Below are 16,393 nucleotides of genomic sequence, written 5' to 3' on the forward strand. Positions count from 1 at the left end.
GACTTTTAGCACGCTGTTGAGTTCTCAAGGAACGGACGCTTCCTTTGTACTCACCCTCTCGGGCTTTCCTCCGGGCGCTTCCCTTCGGTATTTCGTGTTTCCAACCTTACCAGATCGTTTTTCCGTTCCGTTTCCGGTGCGGAATTCATCTCCGGTGGCCGTTGGAGGGCCTTTGCCTTTCGGCTGGGCACTACGTTAGCGGATTCTCTTCGCACCTCATAATCGAGGTATTCGGGATTTCATTCGGAGCATGCCGAAAGAAGCCCGGTGAAGGGATGTTGCTGGAGTAGTGGGTGCCGCCTCGGCCCGCAGAAGTGCGGAACCGTGTTCAGCGGCTCGGGCCACGTTATACCTCCGCCAGGGACGAGTCAAGTTCGTGGCCGGCGCCGGGGTGCGTGGGCCCGGTAGGGGCTGACCGTGCGGTCCTCGGCCTGCCAGTAGCGCCAGGGCCGGATGCCTCCTTCTCCGGCCACTCCCGTGCGGGGGCCGGTGCGGACCTGGTCGGCGGGGACCGGGCGGCCGGTGAGGATGCGCAGCGGTGCCGAGGGCGGGCCGCAGGCGTCGGCGCCGTCGAGCGCCCGGTCGATGGCGAGGGCCGTGGCGAGGCGGGCCGGGCCCTTCGCCAGTTCACGGTCGTGCCGGGCCGCCGGGCGCCGCGGCCGGGCCAGTTCGGCGCCGCGCACCACCTCCCCCGCGCGGAGCAGTACGGCTCCGGGGTCGCCGTCCTGGCCGCAGACCAGGTTGACGCAGTGCCACATCCCGTACGTGAAGTAGACGTAGACGTGGCCCGGCGGGCCGAACATGACGTCGTTGCGGGCGGTGCGGCCACGGTAGGCGTGCGAGCCCGGGTCGGTGGGGCCCGCGTACGCCTCCACCTCGGTGAGGCGGAGTTCGACGGGGCCGGCCTCGGTGGTGCGGACGAGGAGACGGCCCAGGAGTTCGGGGGCGACCTCCTGTACGGGCCGGTCGAAGAAGGACCTGCTGAGGGGCGTACGGTCAAGGGCCGCGATCATGGCGACCGAGCGTAGTCCAGGCTTCTCCCGCGCGCCGTGTGCCGTGCGGGCGGCGGCCGTTCGGGGTGCGTACGGAACCGGGCGGGCGCGGATCGCGTTCTGTCCGGCAGGAAGAAGACGACACCACAGGCGGGGCCTGGGGGAGGAGCGGGACATGGCTTTCAAGCGGCTGCTGGCGAGTCTGGGCGCGGGGGGTGCCTCCGTGGAGACGGTGCTGACGGAGGTGAACGTCGTACCGGGCGGTGTCGTCCAGGGCGAGGTGCACATCCAGGGCGGCTCCGTCGACCAGCGGATCGAAGGGCTCTCCGTGGGGCTCCAGGCCCGTGTCGAGGTGGAGAGCGGGGACCAGGAGTACAAGCGGGACATCGAGTTCACCAAGATGCGGCTGGGCGGTGAGTTCCAGCTGGAGGCCGAGGCGATGCACACGGTGCCGTTCGGGCTGGAGATCCCCTGGGAGACGCCGATCACCGTCTTCTCCGGGCACCAGCTGCCGGGGATGAACATCGGGGTGACCACGGAGCTGGCCATCGCCCGTGCCGTGGACTCCGGCGACCTCGACCCGGTGAACGTGCACCCGCTGCCGGCGCAGCAGGCGATCATCGACGCCTTCGGCCAGCTCGGGTTCCGTTTCAAGCACGCCGACATGGAGCAGGGGCACATCAGGGGGACGCGTCAGCGGCTCCCCTTCTACCAGGAGATCGAGTTCTACCCGCCGGCCCAGTACCGCGGGCTGAACCAGGTGGAGCTCAGCTTCGTCGCCGACGACCGCGCCATGGACGTCGTCCTGGAGATGGACAAGAAGGGCGGGCTCTTCAGCGAGGGCAGCGACACCTTCCGCTCCTTCCAGGTGGGCCTGCACGACTTCCAGAACACCGACTGGGCGGGATACCTCAACCAGTGGCTGTCGGAGGTCGGAAGCCGGCGCAACTGGTTCTAGGCTCGGCGGCGGCAGAGAGAACGACAGCCGTACTTGGAGGTACGCACGTGAGTGACCCGAGGCCCCCGCTCCCCCATGACTTCCTGCCCGAGGTCGCGTCGTTCACCGTGGTGAGCGACGAGGTGAAGCCGGGCGCGACGCTGGACGACGCGCAGGTGCAGGCGGCCGGGAACCGGTCGCCGCAGCTGCGCTGGGAGGGCTTCCCGGCCGGGACGAAGAGTTTCGCCGTGACCTGCTTCGACCCGGACGCGCCCACCGGCAGCGGGTTCTGGCACTGGGTGCTCTTCGACATCCCGGCCTCGGTGACCGAGCTGCCCGCGGGCGCCGGGTCGCCCGGTTTCGCCGGGCTGCCCGAGGGCGCCGTGCACGCGCGGAACGACTACGGCACGCGGGAGTTCGTCGGTGCCGCGCCGCCGCCCGGGGACGGCTCGCACCGCTACGTCTTCACCGTCTACGCGGTCGACACCGAGCACCTGGACGCCGACGCGGACTCCTCGCCGGCGGTGGTCGGCTTCAACCTGCGGTTCCACGCGCTGGGCCGCGCCCAGCTCGTCGGTGAGTACGAGGTGCCCGCCGAGGGCTGAGCCCTCCGCCCCGCTCCGCGTCCGCGCGGAGGTGTTTTCCCGATTGCTGCCCGCCCGTGGTCTGAATGTGGCCACGGGCGGGCAGCTTTCTTGCGTCGGGTGGCCGCCGTGCCCACGGCCGCCCGGTGCGCCGGCCTCGATATTGCGTTGTCCGCCGCGCCGCGCCCGGCCAGAGTTGTAGCGGTCCGCCAGGGGGCGGGCGGCGCACGGGAGGTGGGCTGGACATGCGGGACACGCTGGTGCTGAACGCGAGCTTCGAGCCGCTGTCGACGGTGACGTGGAACCGGGCCGTGGTGCTGGTCCTCCAGGACAAGGCCGTCGTGGAGATGGTCCACCCGGATCAGCGTGTGCGGGCCGCGCTGGTGGACATACCGGTGCCGCGGGTGATCAGGCTCTGCCGGTACGTACGGGTGCCGTTCCGAAGACGGGCGCCGTGGTCGCGGCGCGGGGTGCTCGTACGGGACCAGCACCGGTGCGCGTACTGCGGCGGGCGCGGGACGACGGTGGACCACGTGGTGCCCAGGTCGAAGGGCGGGGCGGACTCGTGGCTGAACACCGTGGCGTGCTGCGCCGCCGACAACCACCGCAAGGCCAACCGGACGCCGGAGGAGGCCGGGATGCCGCTGCTGCGGCAGCCGTTCGAGCCGACGCCCTCGGACGCGATGCTGCTTGCGCTGGGCCGGGGCGGCACCGAGGAACTGCCGGAGTGGCTGGCGCTCCCCGCCGCCTGATCCCGCCGCGTACGGCGAAGGGCCGCATCCCTGGTGCCAGGGGTGCGGCCCTTCGCCGTAGGCCGGCGTGCGGTCAGTCGATGGTGGGCTTCTCCATGCGCTCGCGGCCCGGTGCCTGAGGCGCCGCCGGGGCCGGGGCGCCGCCCAGTCCGCCGAGGTTGCCGAAGGCGCCGCCGAGGCCCTTGAGGGCGTCGCCGATCTCGCTGGGCACGATCCAGAGCTTGTTGGCGTCGCCCTCGGCGATCTTCGGCAGCATCTGGAGGTACTGGTAGGAGAGGAGCTTCTGGTCCGGGTCTCCGGCGTGGATGGACTCGAAGACCGTACGGATGGCCTGGGCCTCGCCTTCCGCGCGGAGGGCGGCGGCGCGCGCCTCACCTTCGGCGCGGAGGATCGCGGACTGCTTCTCACCCTCGGCCCGCAGGATCTCGGACTGGCGGACACCTTCGGCCTGGAGGATGGCGGCGCGCTTGTCGCGGTCGGCGCGCATCTGCTTCTCCATCGAGTCCTGGATGGAGGTGGGCGGCTCGATCGCCTTCAGCTCGACGCGGTTGACGCGGATGCCCCACTTGCCGGTGGCCTCGTCGAGGACGCCGCGCAGCGCCGCGTTGATCTCCTCGCGGGAGGTCAGCGTCCGCTCCAGGTCCATGCCGCCGATGATGTTGCGGAGGGTGGTGACGGTGAGCTGCTCGATGGCCTGGATGTAGCTGGCCACCTCGTAGGTGGCGGCCCGGGCGTCGGTCACCTGGTAGTAGATGACGGTGTCGATGTTGACGACCAGGTTGTCCTGGGTGATGACGGGCTGCGGGGGGAACGGCACGACCTGCTCGCGGAGGTCGATGCGGTTGCGGATCGTGTCGATGAAGGGGACGACGATGTTGAGGCCCGCGTTGAGGGTGCGGGTGTAGCGGCCGAAGCGCTCGACGATGGCGGCGCTGGCCTGCGGGATGACCTGGATCGTCTTGATCAGGGCGATGAAGACGAGCACCACCAGAATGATCAGGACGATGATGATCGGTTCCATCGCGGCTCCCCGTGCCTTTCGTGCCTTCGCGGGCTGGTGTTCCCTCCCGCCGGACGTGCGGGAGGATCTTGGTGGCCGAGTCTGTCAGACCTCGGCGGTGCGTGGGACCGATCCGGTCACATGACGACGGCCGTGGCCCCGTCGATGTCCACGACGTCGACCTCGCGGCCCGGTTCGTACGCCTGGTCCGCGTCGAGGGCGCGGGCCGACCAGATCTCGCCGGCCAGTTTGATGCGGCCGCCGGAGCCGTCCACCCGCTCGACCACGACGGCCTGTCTGCCCTTGAGGGCCTCGACGCCGGTGACCGTGCCCGGTGAATGGGCGCGGTTGCGCGCCGCTATGGGGCGGACCACGGCGATCAACGCCACCGAGACCACCACGAAGACCAGTACCTGGGCGACGATGCCGCCGCCGAGCCCCGCCGTGATCGCCGCGGCGACCGCTCCGACGGCGAACATGCCGAACTCCGGCATGGCCGTCATCACGAGCGGAATGCCGAGGGCGACCGCGCCGACAAGCCACCACACCCACGCGTCGATGTCCACGTGTTCATGGTAGGTGCGGGGGCCGCCCGGGGACAGGGCCCTTTCGGGCCCCTGTCTGACGGAAGGTCAGCGCATCGGGAGACCGCGGGCGGTCCAGCGGTCGTCCTGCTGCTCGACCACGAGGGGCAGGCCGAAGCAGCGGGAGAGGTTACGCGAGGTCAGTTCCAGCTCCAGCGGTCCGGCGGCGAGCACCTGGCCCTGGCGGATCATGAGGACGTGGGTGAAGCCGGGGGCGATCTCCTCGACGTGGTGGGTCACCATGATCATCGAGGGGGCGATCGGGTCGCGGGCCAGCCGGCCGAGGCGGCGGACCAGGTCCTCGCGGCCGCCGAGGTCGAGGCCGGCGGCGGGCTCGTCGAGGAGGAGCAGCTCGGGGTCGGTCATCAGGGCGCGGGCGATCAGGGTGCGCTTGCGCTCGCCCTCGGAGAGGGTGCCGAACCTGCGGTCCAGGTGCTCGTTCATCCCGAGGCGGTCGAGGAAGGCGAGGGCGCGGTCGCGGTCGACGTCCTCGTAGTCCTCGTGCCAGGCGGCGGTCATGCCGTAGGCGGCGGTGAGCACGGTCTGCAGGACGGTCTGGCGCTTGGGGAGCTTTTCGGCCAGGGCGATACCGGCGACGCCGATGCGCGGGCGGAGTTCGAAGACGTCCGTGCCGGGCTTGCCGAGCTGCTCGCCGAGGATCGAGACGGTGCCGGTGCTCGGGAAGAGGTAGCTGGAGGCGAGGTTGAGCAAGGTGGTCTTGCCGGCGCCGTTGGGCCCGAGGATGACCCAGCGCTCCCCCTCCTTGACCGACCAGGAGACCTGGTCCACCAGAGCCCGGCCCTCGCGGACCACGGATACGTCCACCAGCTCCAGCACATCGCTCATGAGCGCGTTGTCTCCCATTGCAGTCTCGGTGTTCGGCCGCGCCCCCGGACCTCCGGGACGCGGGCCCCCGTACAAACCTACGCCACCCGCCGAGCAGTGCCGTCCCCCCTCCTGTCCTTAGGGTGGGGGGATGCTCACGGAACCGCGTTCAGGACTGTTGGCGGCATGGGGAAATGCCCTACTTGCCGGATTGGTGTCCCCTGATGACGCCGCGTCGGCCATCGTCGGGGAGGACGCGCGCCATCGCGTCGTCGGGCTGCCGGACTGGCCGGAGCCGGCCGGGCTGACCCTCGCGCTCGGGCGGCTGCGGTCGCTCGGGGCGACCGGGTTCCGGGTGGCGCTGCCGGTGCCGGGCCACCCGCTGGGGCTGAGCGGGCCCCCGGAGTTCAACGAGCGGGCGATGGAGGCCGAGGAGGCCGTGGTGACGGTCGGGGCCGGGCTCGGTCTCGTACCGGAGGTGGCAGTGGCCGGGCCCGAGGGGGATGTGCACGTGGAGGTGGTGTGGCACTGCCTGCCGGTGCGGGAGGCGCCGCCGGCCGACGTGCCCTCGCTCGGGGAGGCGGAGCGGGAGCTGGCGCAGGCACTGCGGGAGGCGACCGAGGTGCTGGCCCGGCTCGACGTGGCCGGTTCGGGTCCGGTGGCGGAGGCGGCGCTCGACGCCTACCGGGCGCGGGCGCACGCCGGGGCGAAGGACGCGCTGGCGCCGGGGTACCCGCAGCGGGCGGTGCGGGTGCTGGAGCTGGCCGACCGGGTGGCGCTGCTGGTGGAGCTGGCGGGCAGCAGTGGCCACGGGGGGGCGGTGAGCGCGGCGGAGATGGCGGCGCGGGCCGAGGCGCTGCGGCCGGTGGAGCGGACCGCACGGCGGGCGAAGGTGGCGGCGTACGGGGCGGCGACCGAGGGCTGAGCCCCCACCCGCCCGTCCGCGCGGGGCGACGGCCCCTCGGGGGGAGCCGGGGGGCCGTCGCGGCAGGGTGGTGCGGGTCAGCCGTTGAGGCCGAGGTTGCCGAAGGCGGGGTTGAGGAGCCCGACGACGTTCACGGTGTTGCCGACGACGTTGACCGGGACGTGCACGGGGACCTGGACGGCGTTGCCCGAGCCGACGCCGGGCGAGTGGAGGGCGGCGCCGTCTGCCTGGGCACCGCCGGTGGCGGAGGCCGCGCCCGCGCCGGCGGCGAGGATGCCGCCCGCGATCATGGTGACGGCGGCGGCCTTCTGGAACTTCTTCACTGCTTACTCCTCGTACGGGGGACAGGTGCCGTGGCCGGCCGCCACGGCATGCCCCAGGAACGGGGTGCGCCGCCGCCCGGATACGCCGTCCGGGTGACATCCACCCGACAGTATGAATCTCATCCCGGCCGGGAACCGGGCCCTCCCACCGCCACGTACGCGCCGTTTCCGCAGGTCGTCAGCGCGCCATTCCGTGGCGTACGGCCCACAGGGCGGCCTGGGTGCGGTCGGCGAGGTCGAGTTTCATCAGGATGTTCGAGACGTGGGTCTTCACCGTCTTCTCGGAGAGGACGAGGGCGCGGGCGATCTCGCGGTTGGAGCGGCCGTCGGCGATCAGGCCGAGCACCTCGCGTTCGCGTTCGGTCAGGGAGCCGCCGCGCCCCTGGCCCTGGCCGTGCTCGTCCTGGCTGAGGAGGGCGCCGGCGACCTCGGGCTGGAGGAGGACGTGGCCGGCGTGGACGGAGCGGATGGCGCGGGCCAGCGCCTCGGGGTCGACGTCCTTGTAGACGTATCCCCCGGCGCCGGCGCGCAGGGCGGGGACCACGGTGCGCTGCTCGGTGAAGCTGGTGACGACCAGGACGCGGGCGGGGTTGGCCAGTTCCCGCAGGCGGCGCAGGGCCTCGACGCCGTCCATGCCGGGCATCTTGACGTCCATCAGGACGACGTCGGGCTGGAGCTCCTCGGCGCGGGCCACGCCTTCGGCTCCGTCGCCGGCCTCGCCGACCACCTCGATGTCGTCCTGGACCTCCAGGAAGGTGCGCAGGCCGCGGCGGACCACCTGGTGGTCGTCGACGAGGAGGACCCGGATGACCTGGGTGTGCCGTTCCTCGCGCTCGGTGTCAGCCACCGGGTACCTCCATCTCGATCGTGGTGCCCCTGCCGGGCTCCGCGTGCACGGTGAGGCGGCCGCCCACGCCGCCGGCCCGGTCCCGCATGGAGACCAGGCCCAGATGCCGTCCGGCTTCCCGGGTGGCGTCGGGGTCGAACCCGCTGCCGTCGTCGCGGACGGTCAGGACGGCGCCACTCCCCTTCTTCTCCAGGGCCACGTCGACGTGGGCGCCGCCGGAGTGGCGCAGCGCGTTGTGGAGCGCCTCCTGGGCGACCCGGAGCAGGGCCTCCTCCTGGGCGGCGGGGAGCGCGCGGACGCCGGTCGAGGTGAAGGTGACGCGGGCGGCGTGGGCCCGGTCGAGGACCTGGACCTGGGTGCGCAGGGTGGCAACGAGGCCGTCCTCGTCGAGGGCGGCGGGGCGCAGCTCGACGACGGCGGCGCGGAGTTCCTCGGCGGCCTCGGCGGCCAGCGCGGCGACCTGGTGCAGCTCCTCCTTGGCGCGGTGCGGGTCGCGGTCGACCAGGGCGGTCGCGGCCTGGGCGGTGAGGCGGAGCGAGAAGAGCTTCTGGCTGACGGCGTCGTGGAGCTCGTGGGCGAGGCGGGAGCGTTCCTCGGCGATGGTCAGCTCGCGGCTGCGCTCGTAGAGGCGGGCGTTGGTGAGGGCGATGGCGGCGTGCTGGGCGAGGATCGACAGAAGTTCCTCGTCGGCCTCGGTGAAGCCGCAGCTGCCCTCGGGCTTGGGGCAGCGCTTGTTGGCGAGGTAGAGGGCGCCGATGGTGCGGTCGCCGTCGCGGATGGGCAGGCCCAGGAAGTCGGACATCTCCGGGTGGGCGTCGGGCCAGCCACCGAAGCGGGGGTCCTCGCGGACGTCGGCGAGGCGTTGCGGGTGGTCGTCGTGGAGCATCGCGGCGAGGATGCCGTGCTGGCGCGGGAGCGGCCCGATCGCCTTCCACTGGGCGTCGCTGACGCCGTCCACCACGAACTGGGCGAAGCCGCCATGGTCGTCGGGGACGCCGAGGGCGGCGTACTCGGCGTCGAGGAGTTCGCGGGCGGAGGCGACGATCGTCTTGAGGACGTCGCGGACCTCCAGGGGGCGGCTCATCGCGAGCAGCGCGGAACTCACCGCGAGGAGCCCGGCGCCGGACGGCCGGCCGCCGGTCCTGGCGGGGCTCGTGGGGTCGGTCATGCGGTCACGCTACCGGCGGGCGGGGGCGGGTGTATCGGTCCCGGGGTCCGGGTGGCCGGGGCCGTGGGCCTAGGCCCCGGCGGGGTGCGGCCTAGGGCGAAGTGCCCCGGGGGCGTGGGGCGGGTGGCGGAGGCGGTGACGGGCGTCACCTTCCTACGGTGGGCGGGCCGGTGACGGTGACGGCCCGTGAGGGGCCACTCACGTCGTGCCGCCGGCGCCGGGGCGCGGCCGGTGCCCCGCGACGCGAGAGACAACGAGGGACAAGGGGAGAGCCATGCCGGTGGCGGTCGTCACAGGGGGTTCGAAGGGGCTGGGGCGGGCGCTGGCCCTGGCGCTGGCGGAGCGGGGCTGGTCGCTGGTGCTCACGGCGCGCGGTGCCGGGGAGCTGGCGGAGGCGGGGCGCGCCGCCGAGGGGCTGGGCGGCGTGGTGCGGACGGTGGCGGGGGACGTGGCCGACGCCGGGCACCGCGGTGCGGTGGTGGCGGCCGCGCGGGCGCTGGGCGGGGTGGATCTGCTGGTCAACAACGCCAGTGCGCTCGGGGCGTCCCCGCTGGTGGCCCTGGCCGGGCTGGACACGGCGGGGCTGCGGGAGGCGCTGGAGACCAATGTGGTGGCGGCGCACGGGCTGGTGCGCCAGGCGCTGCCGTTGCTGCGGGCGGCCCCGGCGGGCGCGGTGGTCTCGGTGAGTTCGGACGCGGCCGTGGAGGCGTACCCCACCTGGGGCGGGTACGGGGCGTCGAAGGCGGCACTGGACCACTGGTCGGCGGTGCTGGGGGTGGAGGAGCCGGGGCTGCGGGTGTGGGCGGTGGACCCGGGGGACCTGCGGACGGAGCTGTACCGGGCGGCGGTGCCGGACGACCCGGACGAGGCGGGGCGGCCGGAGCCGGAGTCGGTCGTACCGGCGTTCCTGCGGCTGCTGGACGAGCGGCCGGCGAGCGGGCGGTACACGGCGGCGGCGCTGCTGGAGGCGGCGGTGGACGGGGCGGGCCGGTGAGCGCCCGGGCCGTGGTGGGCCGGGTGCCCGGGGAGCTGTCGGCGCGGGTGCCGGTGGAGGAGCGGGAGCCGGGCCGGGGGCGGGACGGGGTGCGGCTGCTGGTCTCGGCCGGGGAGCGGGAGCCGAGGGTGGGGTGGTTCACGGAGCTGCCCGGGCTGCTGCGGGCCGGGGACCTGCTGGTGGTCAACACCTCGGCCACGCTGCCCGCGGCGGCCGACGGGCGCCTCGGCGGTGAGCCGGTGGTCGTCCACTTCTCCACGCGTGCGGACGGGACGGGACCCGGCGAGCGGTGGGCGGTCGAGCTGCGCTCGCCGGACGGGCGCGGGACGACGGTGCCGCGCCCCGGGGGTCCCGCCGGGGCCGTGGTGACGCTGGCGGACGGGGCGCGGCTGGAGCTGGTGGAGCCGCTGGCTCCGGGGGCCGAGCGGCTGTGGTGGGCGCGGGCCGGGGGGTTCGGGGCGGCCGACGGGTCCGGGTCGGCGGTGGTGGCGTGGCTGCGCCGGCACGGGCGGCCGATCCGGTACGCGTACACGGAGCGGGACCAGCCCCTCGCGGCGTACCGGACGGTCTTCGCGGCGGCCGGGGAGGACGGCGGCGGTTCGGCGGAGATGCCGAGCGCGGGCCGCCCGTTCACCGCGCGGACGGTCACGGAGCTGCTCCGGGCCGGGGTGCAGTTCGCGCCGGTGACGCTGCACACCGGGGTGGCCTCGGCGGAGGCGCACGAGCCGCCCTACCCCGAGCGGTACACGGTGTCGCCGCACGCGGCATGGCTGGTCAACGCGGTACGGGCCGGGGGCGGGCGGGTGATCGCGGTGGGCACGACGGCGGTGCGGGCGCTGGAGTCGGCGGTGGGCCCGGACGGGCGGGTGCGGGCCGCCTCCGGCTGGACGGGCCTGGTGGTGACCCCCGAGCGCGGGGTGCGCGTCGTGGACGGCCTGCTGACCGGCCTGCACGAACCGGAGGCCTCGCACCTGCTGATGCTGGAGGCGGTCGCGGGGGCGGCGGCCGTGGAGCGCGGCTACGCGGCGGCGGTACGGGCCCGGCTGCTGTGGCACGAGTTCGGGGACGTGCACCTGCTGACGCGGAGGGGGTGAGGGGCGGAGGCGCCGGAGGAGAGGGGCGGGCATGGGGCCGTGGGTCCTGGGCAGGCGCGGGACAGGACGGTTCAGACCCTGCGGAAACGCCCACTCCTCCGGAACTCCCTCGAAATCGGTCACGGAATGCGTTGCAGTGGCAACGGAGCGCGAGATCGAGGGGGGTGCCCTGTGAGGCCCGGCATAGGGCCCAGGTCACGTACGAAGCCGGTTAGTGGACCCGAAAAGCCTGGTTTGGCGAGGCGTAAAAGGGACAAGCGAGGAGTCTTCGCGTCCGGCGTCCACTATCCGGCTTCGTACGTCACATGATTGCCACGCATTTTTGCGGCCGCTAACAATGGCTCACGTCGCTCGGCGCTGCGACGGGCCAACCGCCCCGCAGCGTTAGTGCCGGAACATCGCAACTGTCCCCGCCGAGCCGAGAGCGACCTCCGCTACACGAAGAGGTCCTTCCCCATGACGCAGTCCCGCATTCTCGGTCTGAACACGCTGACCCGAAACCAGAAGATCACCATCGGTGGTGTCGCCACCGCAGGCATCGCCGCCCTGACGGTCTCCCTCGTTCCGGGCTCGTCCTCGACCGGGATCGAGCCTGTCGCCGCCTCCCACTCCGCCGTGGCCCCCGCGTGGTCGACCGCCAAGCAGTGGGAGCAGAGCTCCGAGCTGAGCGACCACGTCGCCCAGCAGCAGGTCGTCGCCTACCAGGGCGCGAAGTCCGCCGCCGCCGAGGCCAAGAAGGCCGAGGCCGCGAAGAAGGCCGAAGCCGTCAAGAAGGCCGAGGCCGAGAAGCAGGCCGCCAACGAGCGCAAGGCCGAGGAGTCGGCCAGCCGCTCCGCCGAGCGCTCGAAGCCGGCCTACGCCAACAACCTCGACGGCTGGATCAACGAGGCCCTCGACATCATGAAGGACAAGGGCATCCCCGGGTCCTACGAGGGTCTGCACCGCAACATCATGCGTGAGTCGTCGGGCAACCCGAACGCGATCAACAACTGGGACATCAACGCCATCAACGGCGTCCCGTCCAAGGGTCTGCTCCAGGTCATCCAGCCGACCTTCGACGCCTACCACGTCGCCGGCACCAAGCACGACCTGTACGACCCGGTCGCCAACATCACCGCCGCGGCCAACTACGCGGCCGACCGTTACGGCACCATCGACAACGTCGACAGCGCGTACTGATCGAAACCTCTCGCGGAGGTGTGTTCCGCACACGAGGACAGCAGTGAGGGCGGCACCCGGACCGGGTGCCGCCCTCGCGGCGTGTCAGCGGCGCCGGGTCAGTTGCGCATGACCTCGGGCTCGTGGCGGCGCAGCAGCCGGGCCACGGCGAAGCCGCAGATGGCGGCCATCACCAGGAGCACGGCGACGTTGATCCCCCACTGGGCGACCGTGGACTCCCAGAGCGGGTCGAGGTCGGTCGGGTTCTCGCGGTCCCACGGCGGCATGAGGTGGGCGAGGTCCAGGGTGGTGGCCGCACCGGCCATCGCCCAGCGCGAGGGCATCAGCCAGGCGACCTGCTCCAGGCCCGGCGAACCGAAGACCTTGAAGAGGACGCCGGTGAAGACGACCTGGACGATCGCGAACATGACCAGCAGCGGCATGGTCTTCTCGGAGGTCTTGACCAGCGAGGAGATGACCAGGCCGAACATCATCGACGTGAAGCCCAGCGCGATGACGACCAGGCACAGCTCGAGGGCCGGCGGCATCATCAGGCCCTCTTCGGGCAGCTCGCGCGGGATGAAGCCGATGGCGCAGATGATGACGCCCTGCACCGCGGTGATCACGCCGAGGACGATGACCTTCGACATCAGGTACGCCGAGCGGGAGAGGCCGGTGGCCCGTTCCCGTTCGTAGATGACGCGTTCCTTGATCAGCTCGCGGACCGAGTTGGCGGCGCCGGAGAAGCACATGCCGACCATGATGATGAGCATGATCGTTCCGGCGGTGCTGTTGAAGGTCGCCGGCGGGGTCGGCGGGGCCAGGCCGAAGTCGGCCGGGATCACCGTGGAGACCACGCCGAGCACGGCCGGCAGGGCCAGCATCAGCCCCATGAACCCCTTGTCGGAGGCGATCACCGAGGCGTATCTGCGGATCAGCGTCATCAGCTGGGAGCCCCACGCCTGCGGCTTGGGCGGGCGGATCGACTCGGCGGGCGGGACCGCGCTGGGCTGCGAGGCGACGGCGTCGATGTCGGCCGCGTACATCTGGAAGTGCTGCGAGCCCTTCCAGCGGCCCGCCCAGTCGTAGTCGCGGTAGTTCTCGAAGGCGGAGAAGACGTCGGCCCAGGTCTGGTAGCCGAAGAAGTTCAGCGCCTCCTCGGGCGGGCCGAAGTACGCCACGGAGCCGCCCGGCGCCATCACCAGGAGCTTGTCGCAGAGAGCCAGCTCGGCCACCGAGTGGGTGACGACCAGCACGGTGCGGCCGTCGTCGGCGAGGCCGCGCAGCAGCTGCATGACGTCGCGGTCCATGCCCGGGTCGAGGCCGGAGGTCGGCTCGTCGAGGAAGATCAGGGAGGGCTTGGTCAGCAGCTCCAGGGCGACCGAGACGCGCTTGCGCTGGCCGCCGGAGAGGGAGGTGACCTTCTTCTCCTTGTGGATGTCGAGCTTCAGCTCGCCGAGGACCTCGTCGATCCGGGACTGCCGCTCGGCCTCCGTGGTGTCCGCGGGGAAGCGGAGCTTGGCCGCGTACTTGAGGGCCTTCTTGACGGTCAGCTCCTTGTGCAGGATGTCGTCCTGCGGGACCAGACCGATGCGCTGCCGCAGCTCGGCGAACTGCTTGTAGAGGTTCCGGTTGTCGTAGAGGACGTCGCCCTGGTCGGCGGGGCGGTAGCCGGTGAGCGCCTTGAGCAGCGTCGACTTGCCGGAGCCGGAGGGGCCGATCACCGCGATGACCGACTTCTCCGGGACGCCGAAGGTGACGTCCTTGAGGATCTGCTTGCCGCCGTCGACGGTGACCGTGAGGTGGCGGGCGGAGAAGGAGACCTCGCCGGTGTCGACGAACTCCTCCAGCCGGTCCCCCACCAGCCGGAAGGTCGAGTGGCCGACACCGACGATGTCGTTCGGCCCGATCAGCGCGGTGCCCGACTTCGGTATCGGCTGGCCGTTGAGGTACGTGCCGTTGTGCGAGCCGAGGTCGCGCAGCTCGAACCGGCCGTCGGGCGTCGCGGTGAACTCCGCGTGCAGCCGCGAGACCTGGAGGTCGGAGACGACCAGCTCGTTCTCCAGCGCACGGCCGATCCGCATCTTGCGGCCCAGGGCGACCTGGTGGAACGTGGTCGGGCTGCGGTCGCCGTGGACCGGCCCGCCGCCCTGCTGCTGCCCGCCCTGCGGCGGCACCTGCGCCTGCGCCGCGTGGCCCTGGTGGGGCACCTGCTGCTGCGGCTGCTGGTGCTGCTGCCACTCCTGCTGCGCGTACTGCTGCTGGGCGTACGGGTCCTGCGCGTACGGCGCGGGCGCGGGCTGCTGCTCGGGCGCCGGGGCCTGAGCCGCCCAGCCTCCCGCCTGCTGCTGCGCGGGCGCCTGCTGCTGTGCCTGCGGTGCGGCCGCCTGCGTGGCGGCGCTGAGGTTCAGGCGCGGTCCGTCGGTGGCGTTGCCGAGATTGACGGCCGAGCCGGGACCGATCTCCTGCTGCTGGACGCGGCGCCCTTCGACGAAGGTGCCGTTGGTGGAGCCGTGGTCCTCGATGACCCAGCTGCCGCCCCTCCAGCTGATCGACGCGTGCCGCCAGGAGACCCTGGCGTCGTCGAGTGCGATATCCCCTTGCGGATCACGTCCGAGGGTGTATGGCCGGGACGCGTCGAGCGTCCAGGTCCGTCCGTTCACTTCCAGTACGAGTTCCGGCACTCCAGCCCCACTGAGTTGTCCCCCGATTAGCCCCCGTGGACGGGGAGTCTGAGGATGTCGAACATCGAGGCCGAACTATTCCAGGCCGGGCCCCAAGACCGAAAGTCGGGCCGCGGTGAAGACCTCGTGGCCGGGCCCGCGTTCGCCTCGCGCACGCCGGGCAAACAGCCCCGAAGCGGAGCATCGGCCCCACCGGCGGGAGCCGGTTTTCGGCCACCGGGCACCGCGCTGTCCACTCCTCGGCCTCGGGGACCGCGCGGTGCGGAAGCCGGATACGGTGGGACGCACCATGAGCGCATCGCAGCCCCCAGAGACCAACGGCGCACCGGCCGCCGACGTCCCCACTCTGCTCGTCAAGATCTTCGGCAAGGACCGGCCGGGCATCACCGCGGGCCTGTTCGACACACTCGCGGCCTTCTCCGTCGACGTGGTCGACATCGAGCAGGTCGTGACCCGGGGGCGCATCGTGCTGTGCGCCCTGGTGACGGAGCCGGCGGGGGTGAGCGAGGGAGAGCTGCGGGCGACCGTGCACGGCTGGGCCGAGTCGCTGAAGCTCCAGGCCGAGATCATCTCCGGTACGGGCGACAACCGGCCGCGCGGCGTCGGCCGCTCCCACGTCACCGTCCTCGGCAACCCGCTGACCTCCGAGTCGGCCGCCGCCATAGCGGCCCGGATCACCGAGACCGGCGGCAACATCGACCGCATCTTCCGGCTCGCCAAGTACCCCGTGACGGCCGTGGAGTTCGCCGTCTCCGGCGCGGAGACCGAGGCGCTGCGGACCGCGCTGGCCACCCAGGCGGCGGCGCTCGGTGTGGACGTCGCCGTGATGGCCTCCGGCCTCGGGCGCCGCGCGCAGCGGCTGGTGGTGATGGACGTCGACTCCACGCTGATCCAGGACGAGGTCATCGAGCTGTTCGCGGCCCACGCCGGGTGCGAGGAGCAGGTGGCCGAGGTGACGGCCGCGGCGATGCGCGGCGAGCTGGACTTCGAGCAGTCGCTGCACGCCCGGGTGGCGCTGCTGGCGGGGCTCGACGCCTCCGTGATCGAGAAGGTGCGCGGCGAGGTGCGGCTGACGCCCGGCGCCCGCACGCTGATCCGCACGCTGAAGCGGCTCGGCTACCAGGTCGGGGTGGTCTCCGGCGGCTTCACCCAGGTCACCGACGACCTCAAGGAACGGCTCGGGCTGGACTTCGCCCAGGCCAACACCTTGGAGATCGTCGACGGGAAGCTGACCGGCCGGGTCACCGGGGAGATCGTGGACCGGGCGGGCAAGGCGCGGCTGCTGCGCCGGTTCGCGGCCGAGGCGGGGCTGCCGCTCAACCAGACGGTGGCGATCGGGGACGGCGCCAACGACCTCGACATGCTGAACGCGGCCGGCCTCGGCGTGGCCTTCAACGCCAAGCCGGTGGTCCGCGAGGCCGCCCACACCGCGGTCAACGTGCCCTTCCTGGACACCGTGCTGTACCTGCTGGGCATCACCCGCGAGGAGGTCGAGGCGGCCGACGCCCTCGACTCCTGACCAGCCT

The 16,393-nt window shown here is 72.4% G+C and carries 16 protein-coding genes; 8 read left to right on the top strand and 8 right to left on the bottom strand.

Annotated features, from left to right (window positions below; translation table 11 throughout):
- Positions 1 to 368: 368 nt before the first annotated feature.
- Positions 369 to 1,013: a DNA-3-methyladenine glycosylase gene (locus tag IF45_RS0126735; protein WP_003947354.1), complete on the bottom strand. Its 645-nt coding sequence runs from the start codon at positions 1,011 to 1,013 to the stop codon at positions 369 to 371.
- A gap of 154 nt (positions 1,014 to 1,167) precedes the next feature.
- Here IF45_RS0126735 and IF45_RS0126740 point away from each other — a divergent pair, with 154 nt between their 5' ends.
- The 3 genes from IF45_RS0126740 (at position 1,168) to IF45_RS0126750 (ending at position 3,265) form a co-directional block, all read left to right on the top strand.
- On the top strand, positions 1,168 to 1,950 hold the full coding sequence (locus tag IF45_RS0126740; protein ID WP_003947355.1) for a sporulation protein: 783 nt from the start codon (positions 1,168 to 1,170) through the stop codon (positions 1,948 to 1,950).
- A gap of 47 nt (positions 1,951 to 1,997) precedes the next feature.
- A complete protein-coding gene (locus IF45_RS0126745) occupies positions 1,998 to 2,534 on the top strand; it encodes a YbhB/YbcL family Raf kinase inhibitor-like protein (RefSeq protein ID WP_030310015.1) in 537 nt (178 codons plus the stop codon).
- 224 nt (positions 2,535 to 2,758) lie between these two features.
- Positions 2,759 to 3,265, top strand: a complete 507-nt coding sequence (locus IF45_RS0126750) for an HNH endonuclease (RefSeq protein WP_003947357.1) — start codon at positions 2,759 to 2,761, stop codon at positions 3,263 to 3,265.
- Positions 3,266 to 3,338: 73 nt separating this feature from the next.
- Here the strand turns inward: IF45_RS0126750 and IF45_RS0126755 are convergent, their stop codons facing one another.
- The 3 genes from IF45_RS0126755 to IF45_RS0126765 form a co-directional block, all read right to left on the bottom strand.
- Complete coding sequence (locus IF45_RS0126755) at positions 3,339 to 4,286, bottom strand: SPFH domain-containing protein (RefSeq protein WP_008410203.1); 948 nt, start codon at positions 4,284 to 4,286, stop codon at positions 3,339 to 3,341.
- A 116-nt stretch (positions 4,287 to 4,402) separates the two neighbouring features.
- The gene (locus tag IF45_RS0126760) at positions 4,403 to 4,831 is read right to left on the bottom strand and encodes an NfeD family protein (protein WP_003947359.1); all 429 of its coding nucleotides are present in this window, start codon (positions 4,829 to 4,831) and stop codon (positions 4,403 to 4,405) included.
- Between the two features lie 66 nt (positions 4,832 to 4,897).
- The gene (locus IF45_RS0126765; protein ID WP_015508085.1) at positions 4,898 to 5,695 is read right to left on the bottom strand and encodes an ABC transporter ATP-binding protein; all 798 of its coding nucleotides are present in this window, start codon (positions 5,693 to 5,695) and stop codon (positions 4,898 to 4,900) included.
- A 130-nt stretch (positions 5,696 to 5,825) separates the two neighbouring features.
- Between IF45_RS0126765 and IF45_RS0126770 the strand changes: the two genes are divergently transcribed.
- On the top strand, positions 5,826 to 6,599 hold the full coding sequence (locus IF45_RS0126770) for an Rv1486c family protein (RefSeq protein ID WP_008403834.1): 774 nt from the start codon (positions 5,826 to 5,828) through the stop codon (positions 6,597 to 6,599).
- 77 nt (positions 6,600 to 6,676) lie between these two features.
- Here IF45_RS0126770 and IF45_RS0126775 read toward each other — a convergent pair whose 3' ends face one another.
- From IF45_RS0126775 to IF45_RS0126785, 3 genes are all read right to left on the bottom strand, one after another.
- Entirely contained in the window at positions 6,677 to 6,922 is a 246-nt protein-coding gene (locus IF45_RS0126775; RefSeq protein WP_003947362.1) for a chaplin family protein, read from the bottom strand.
- 178 nt (positions 6,923 to 7,100) lie between these two features.
- Positions 7,101 to 7,769 carry a response regulator gene (locus IF45_RS0126780; RefSeq protein ID WP_003947363.1) on the bottom strand — a complete coding sequence of 223 codons (669 nt, stop codon included), beginning with the start codon at positions 7,767 to 7,769 and terminating at the stop codon, positions 7,101 to 7,103.
- The gene (locus IF45_RS0126785) at positions 7,762 to 8,937 is read right to left on the bottom strand and encodes a GAF domain-containing sensor histidine kinase (RefSeq protein WP_003947364.1); all 1,176 of its coding nucleotides are present in this window, start codon (positions 8,935 to 8,937) and stop codon (positions 7,762 to 7,764) included. Before IF45_RS0126785 ends, IF45_RS0126780 begins: the two co-directional genes overlap by 8 nt.
- A 274-nt stretch (positions 8,938 to 9,211) precedes the next feature.
- Between IF45_RS0126785 and IF45_RS0126790 the strand changes: the two genes are divergently transcribed.
- From IF45_RS0126790 to IF45_RS0126800, 3 genes are all read left to right on the top strand, one after another.
- Positions 9,212 to 9,931 carry an SDR family NAD(P)-dependent oxidoreductase gene (locus IF45_RS0126790; RefSeq protein WP_030310017.1) on the top strand — a complete coding sequence of 240 codons (720 nt, stop codon included), beginning with the start codon at positions 9,212 to 9,214 and terminating at the stop codon, positions 9,929 to 9,931.
- Positions 9,928 to 11,025, top strand: a complete 1,098-nt coding sequence (locus tag IF45_RS0126795) for an S-adenosylmethionine:tRNA ribosyltransferase-isomerase (RefSeq protein WP_030310019.1) — start codon at positions 9,928 to 9,930, stop codon at positions 11,023 to 11,025. The genes IF45_RS0126790 and IF45_RS0126795 overlap by 4 nt, the downstream gene beginning before the upstream one ends.
- A 456-nt stretch (positions 11,026 to 11,481) precedes the next feature.
- The gene (locus tag IF45_RS0126800; protein WP_008403843.1) at positions 11,482 to 12,204 is read left to right on the top strand and encodes a transglycosylase SLT domain-containing protein; all 723 of its coding nucleotides are present in this window, start codon (positions 11,482 to 11,484) and stop codon (positions 12,202 to 12,204) included.
- A 98-nt stretch (positions 12,205 to 12,302) separates the two neighbouring features.
- Here IF45_RS0126800 and IF45_RS0126805 read toward each other — a convergent pair whose 3' ends face one another.
- Positions 12,303 to 14,867, bottom strand: coding sequence for an ABC transporter ATP-binding protein/permease (locus IF45_RS0126805; RefSeq protein WP_030310021.1), 2,565 nt, complete (start codon positions 14,865 to 14,867; stop codon positions 12,303 to 12,305).
- 289 nt (positions 14,868 to 15,156) lie between these two features.
- Here IF45_RS0126805 and serB point away from each other — a divergent pair, with 289 nt between their 5' ends.
- Positions 15,157 to 16,386, top strand: a complete 1,230-nt coding sequence (gene serB, locus IF45_RS0126810) for a phosphoserine phosphatase SerB (RefSeq protein ID WP_003947369.1) — start codon at positions 15,157 to 15,159, stop codon at positions 16,384 to 16,386.
- Positions 16,387 to 16,393 lie beyond the last annotated feature (7 nt).

The sequence above is a fragment of the Streptomyces albidoflavus genome (genome assembly GCF_000719955.1).
GTDB lineage: Bacteria > Actinomycetota > Actinomycetes > Streptomycetales > Streptomycetaceae > Streptomyces > Streptomyces albidoflavus.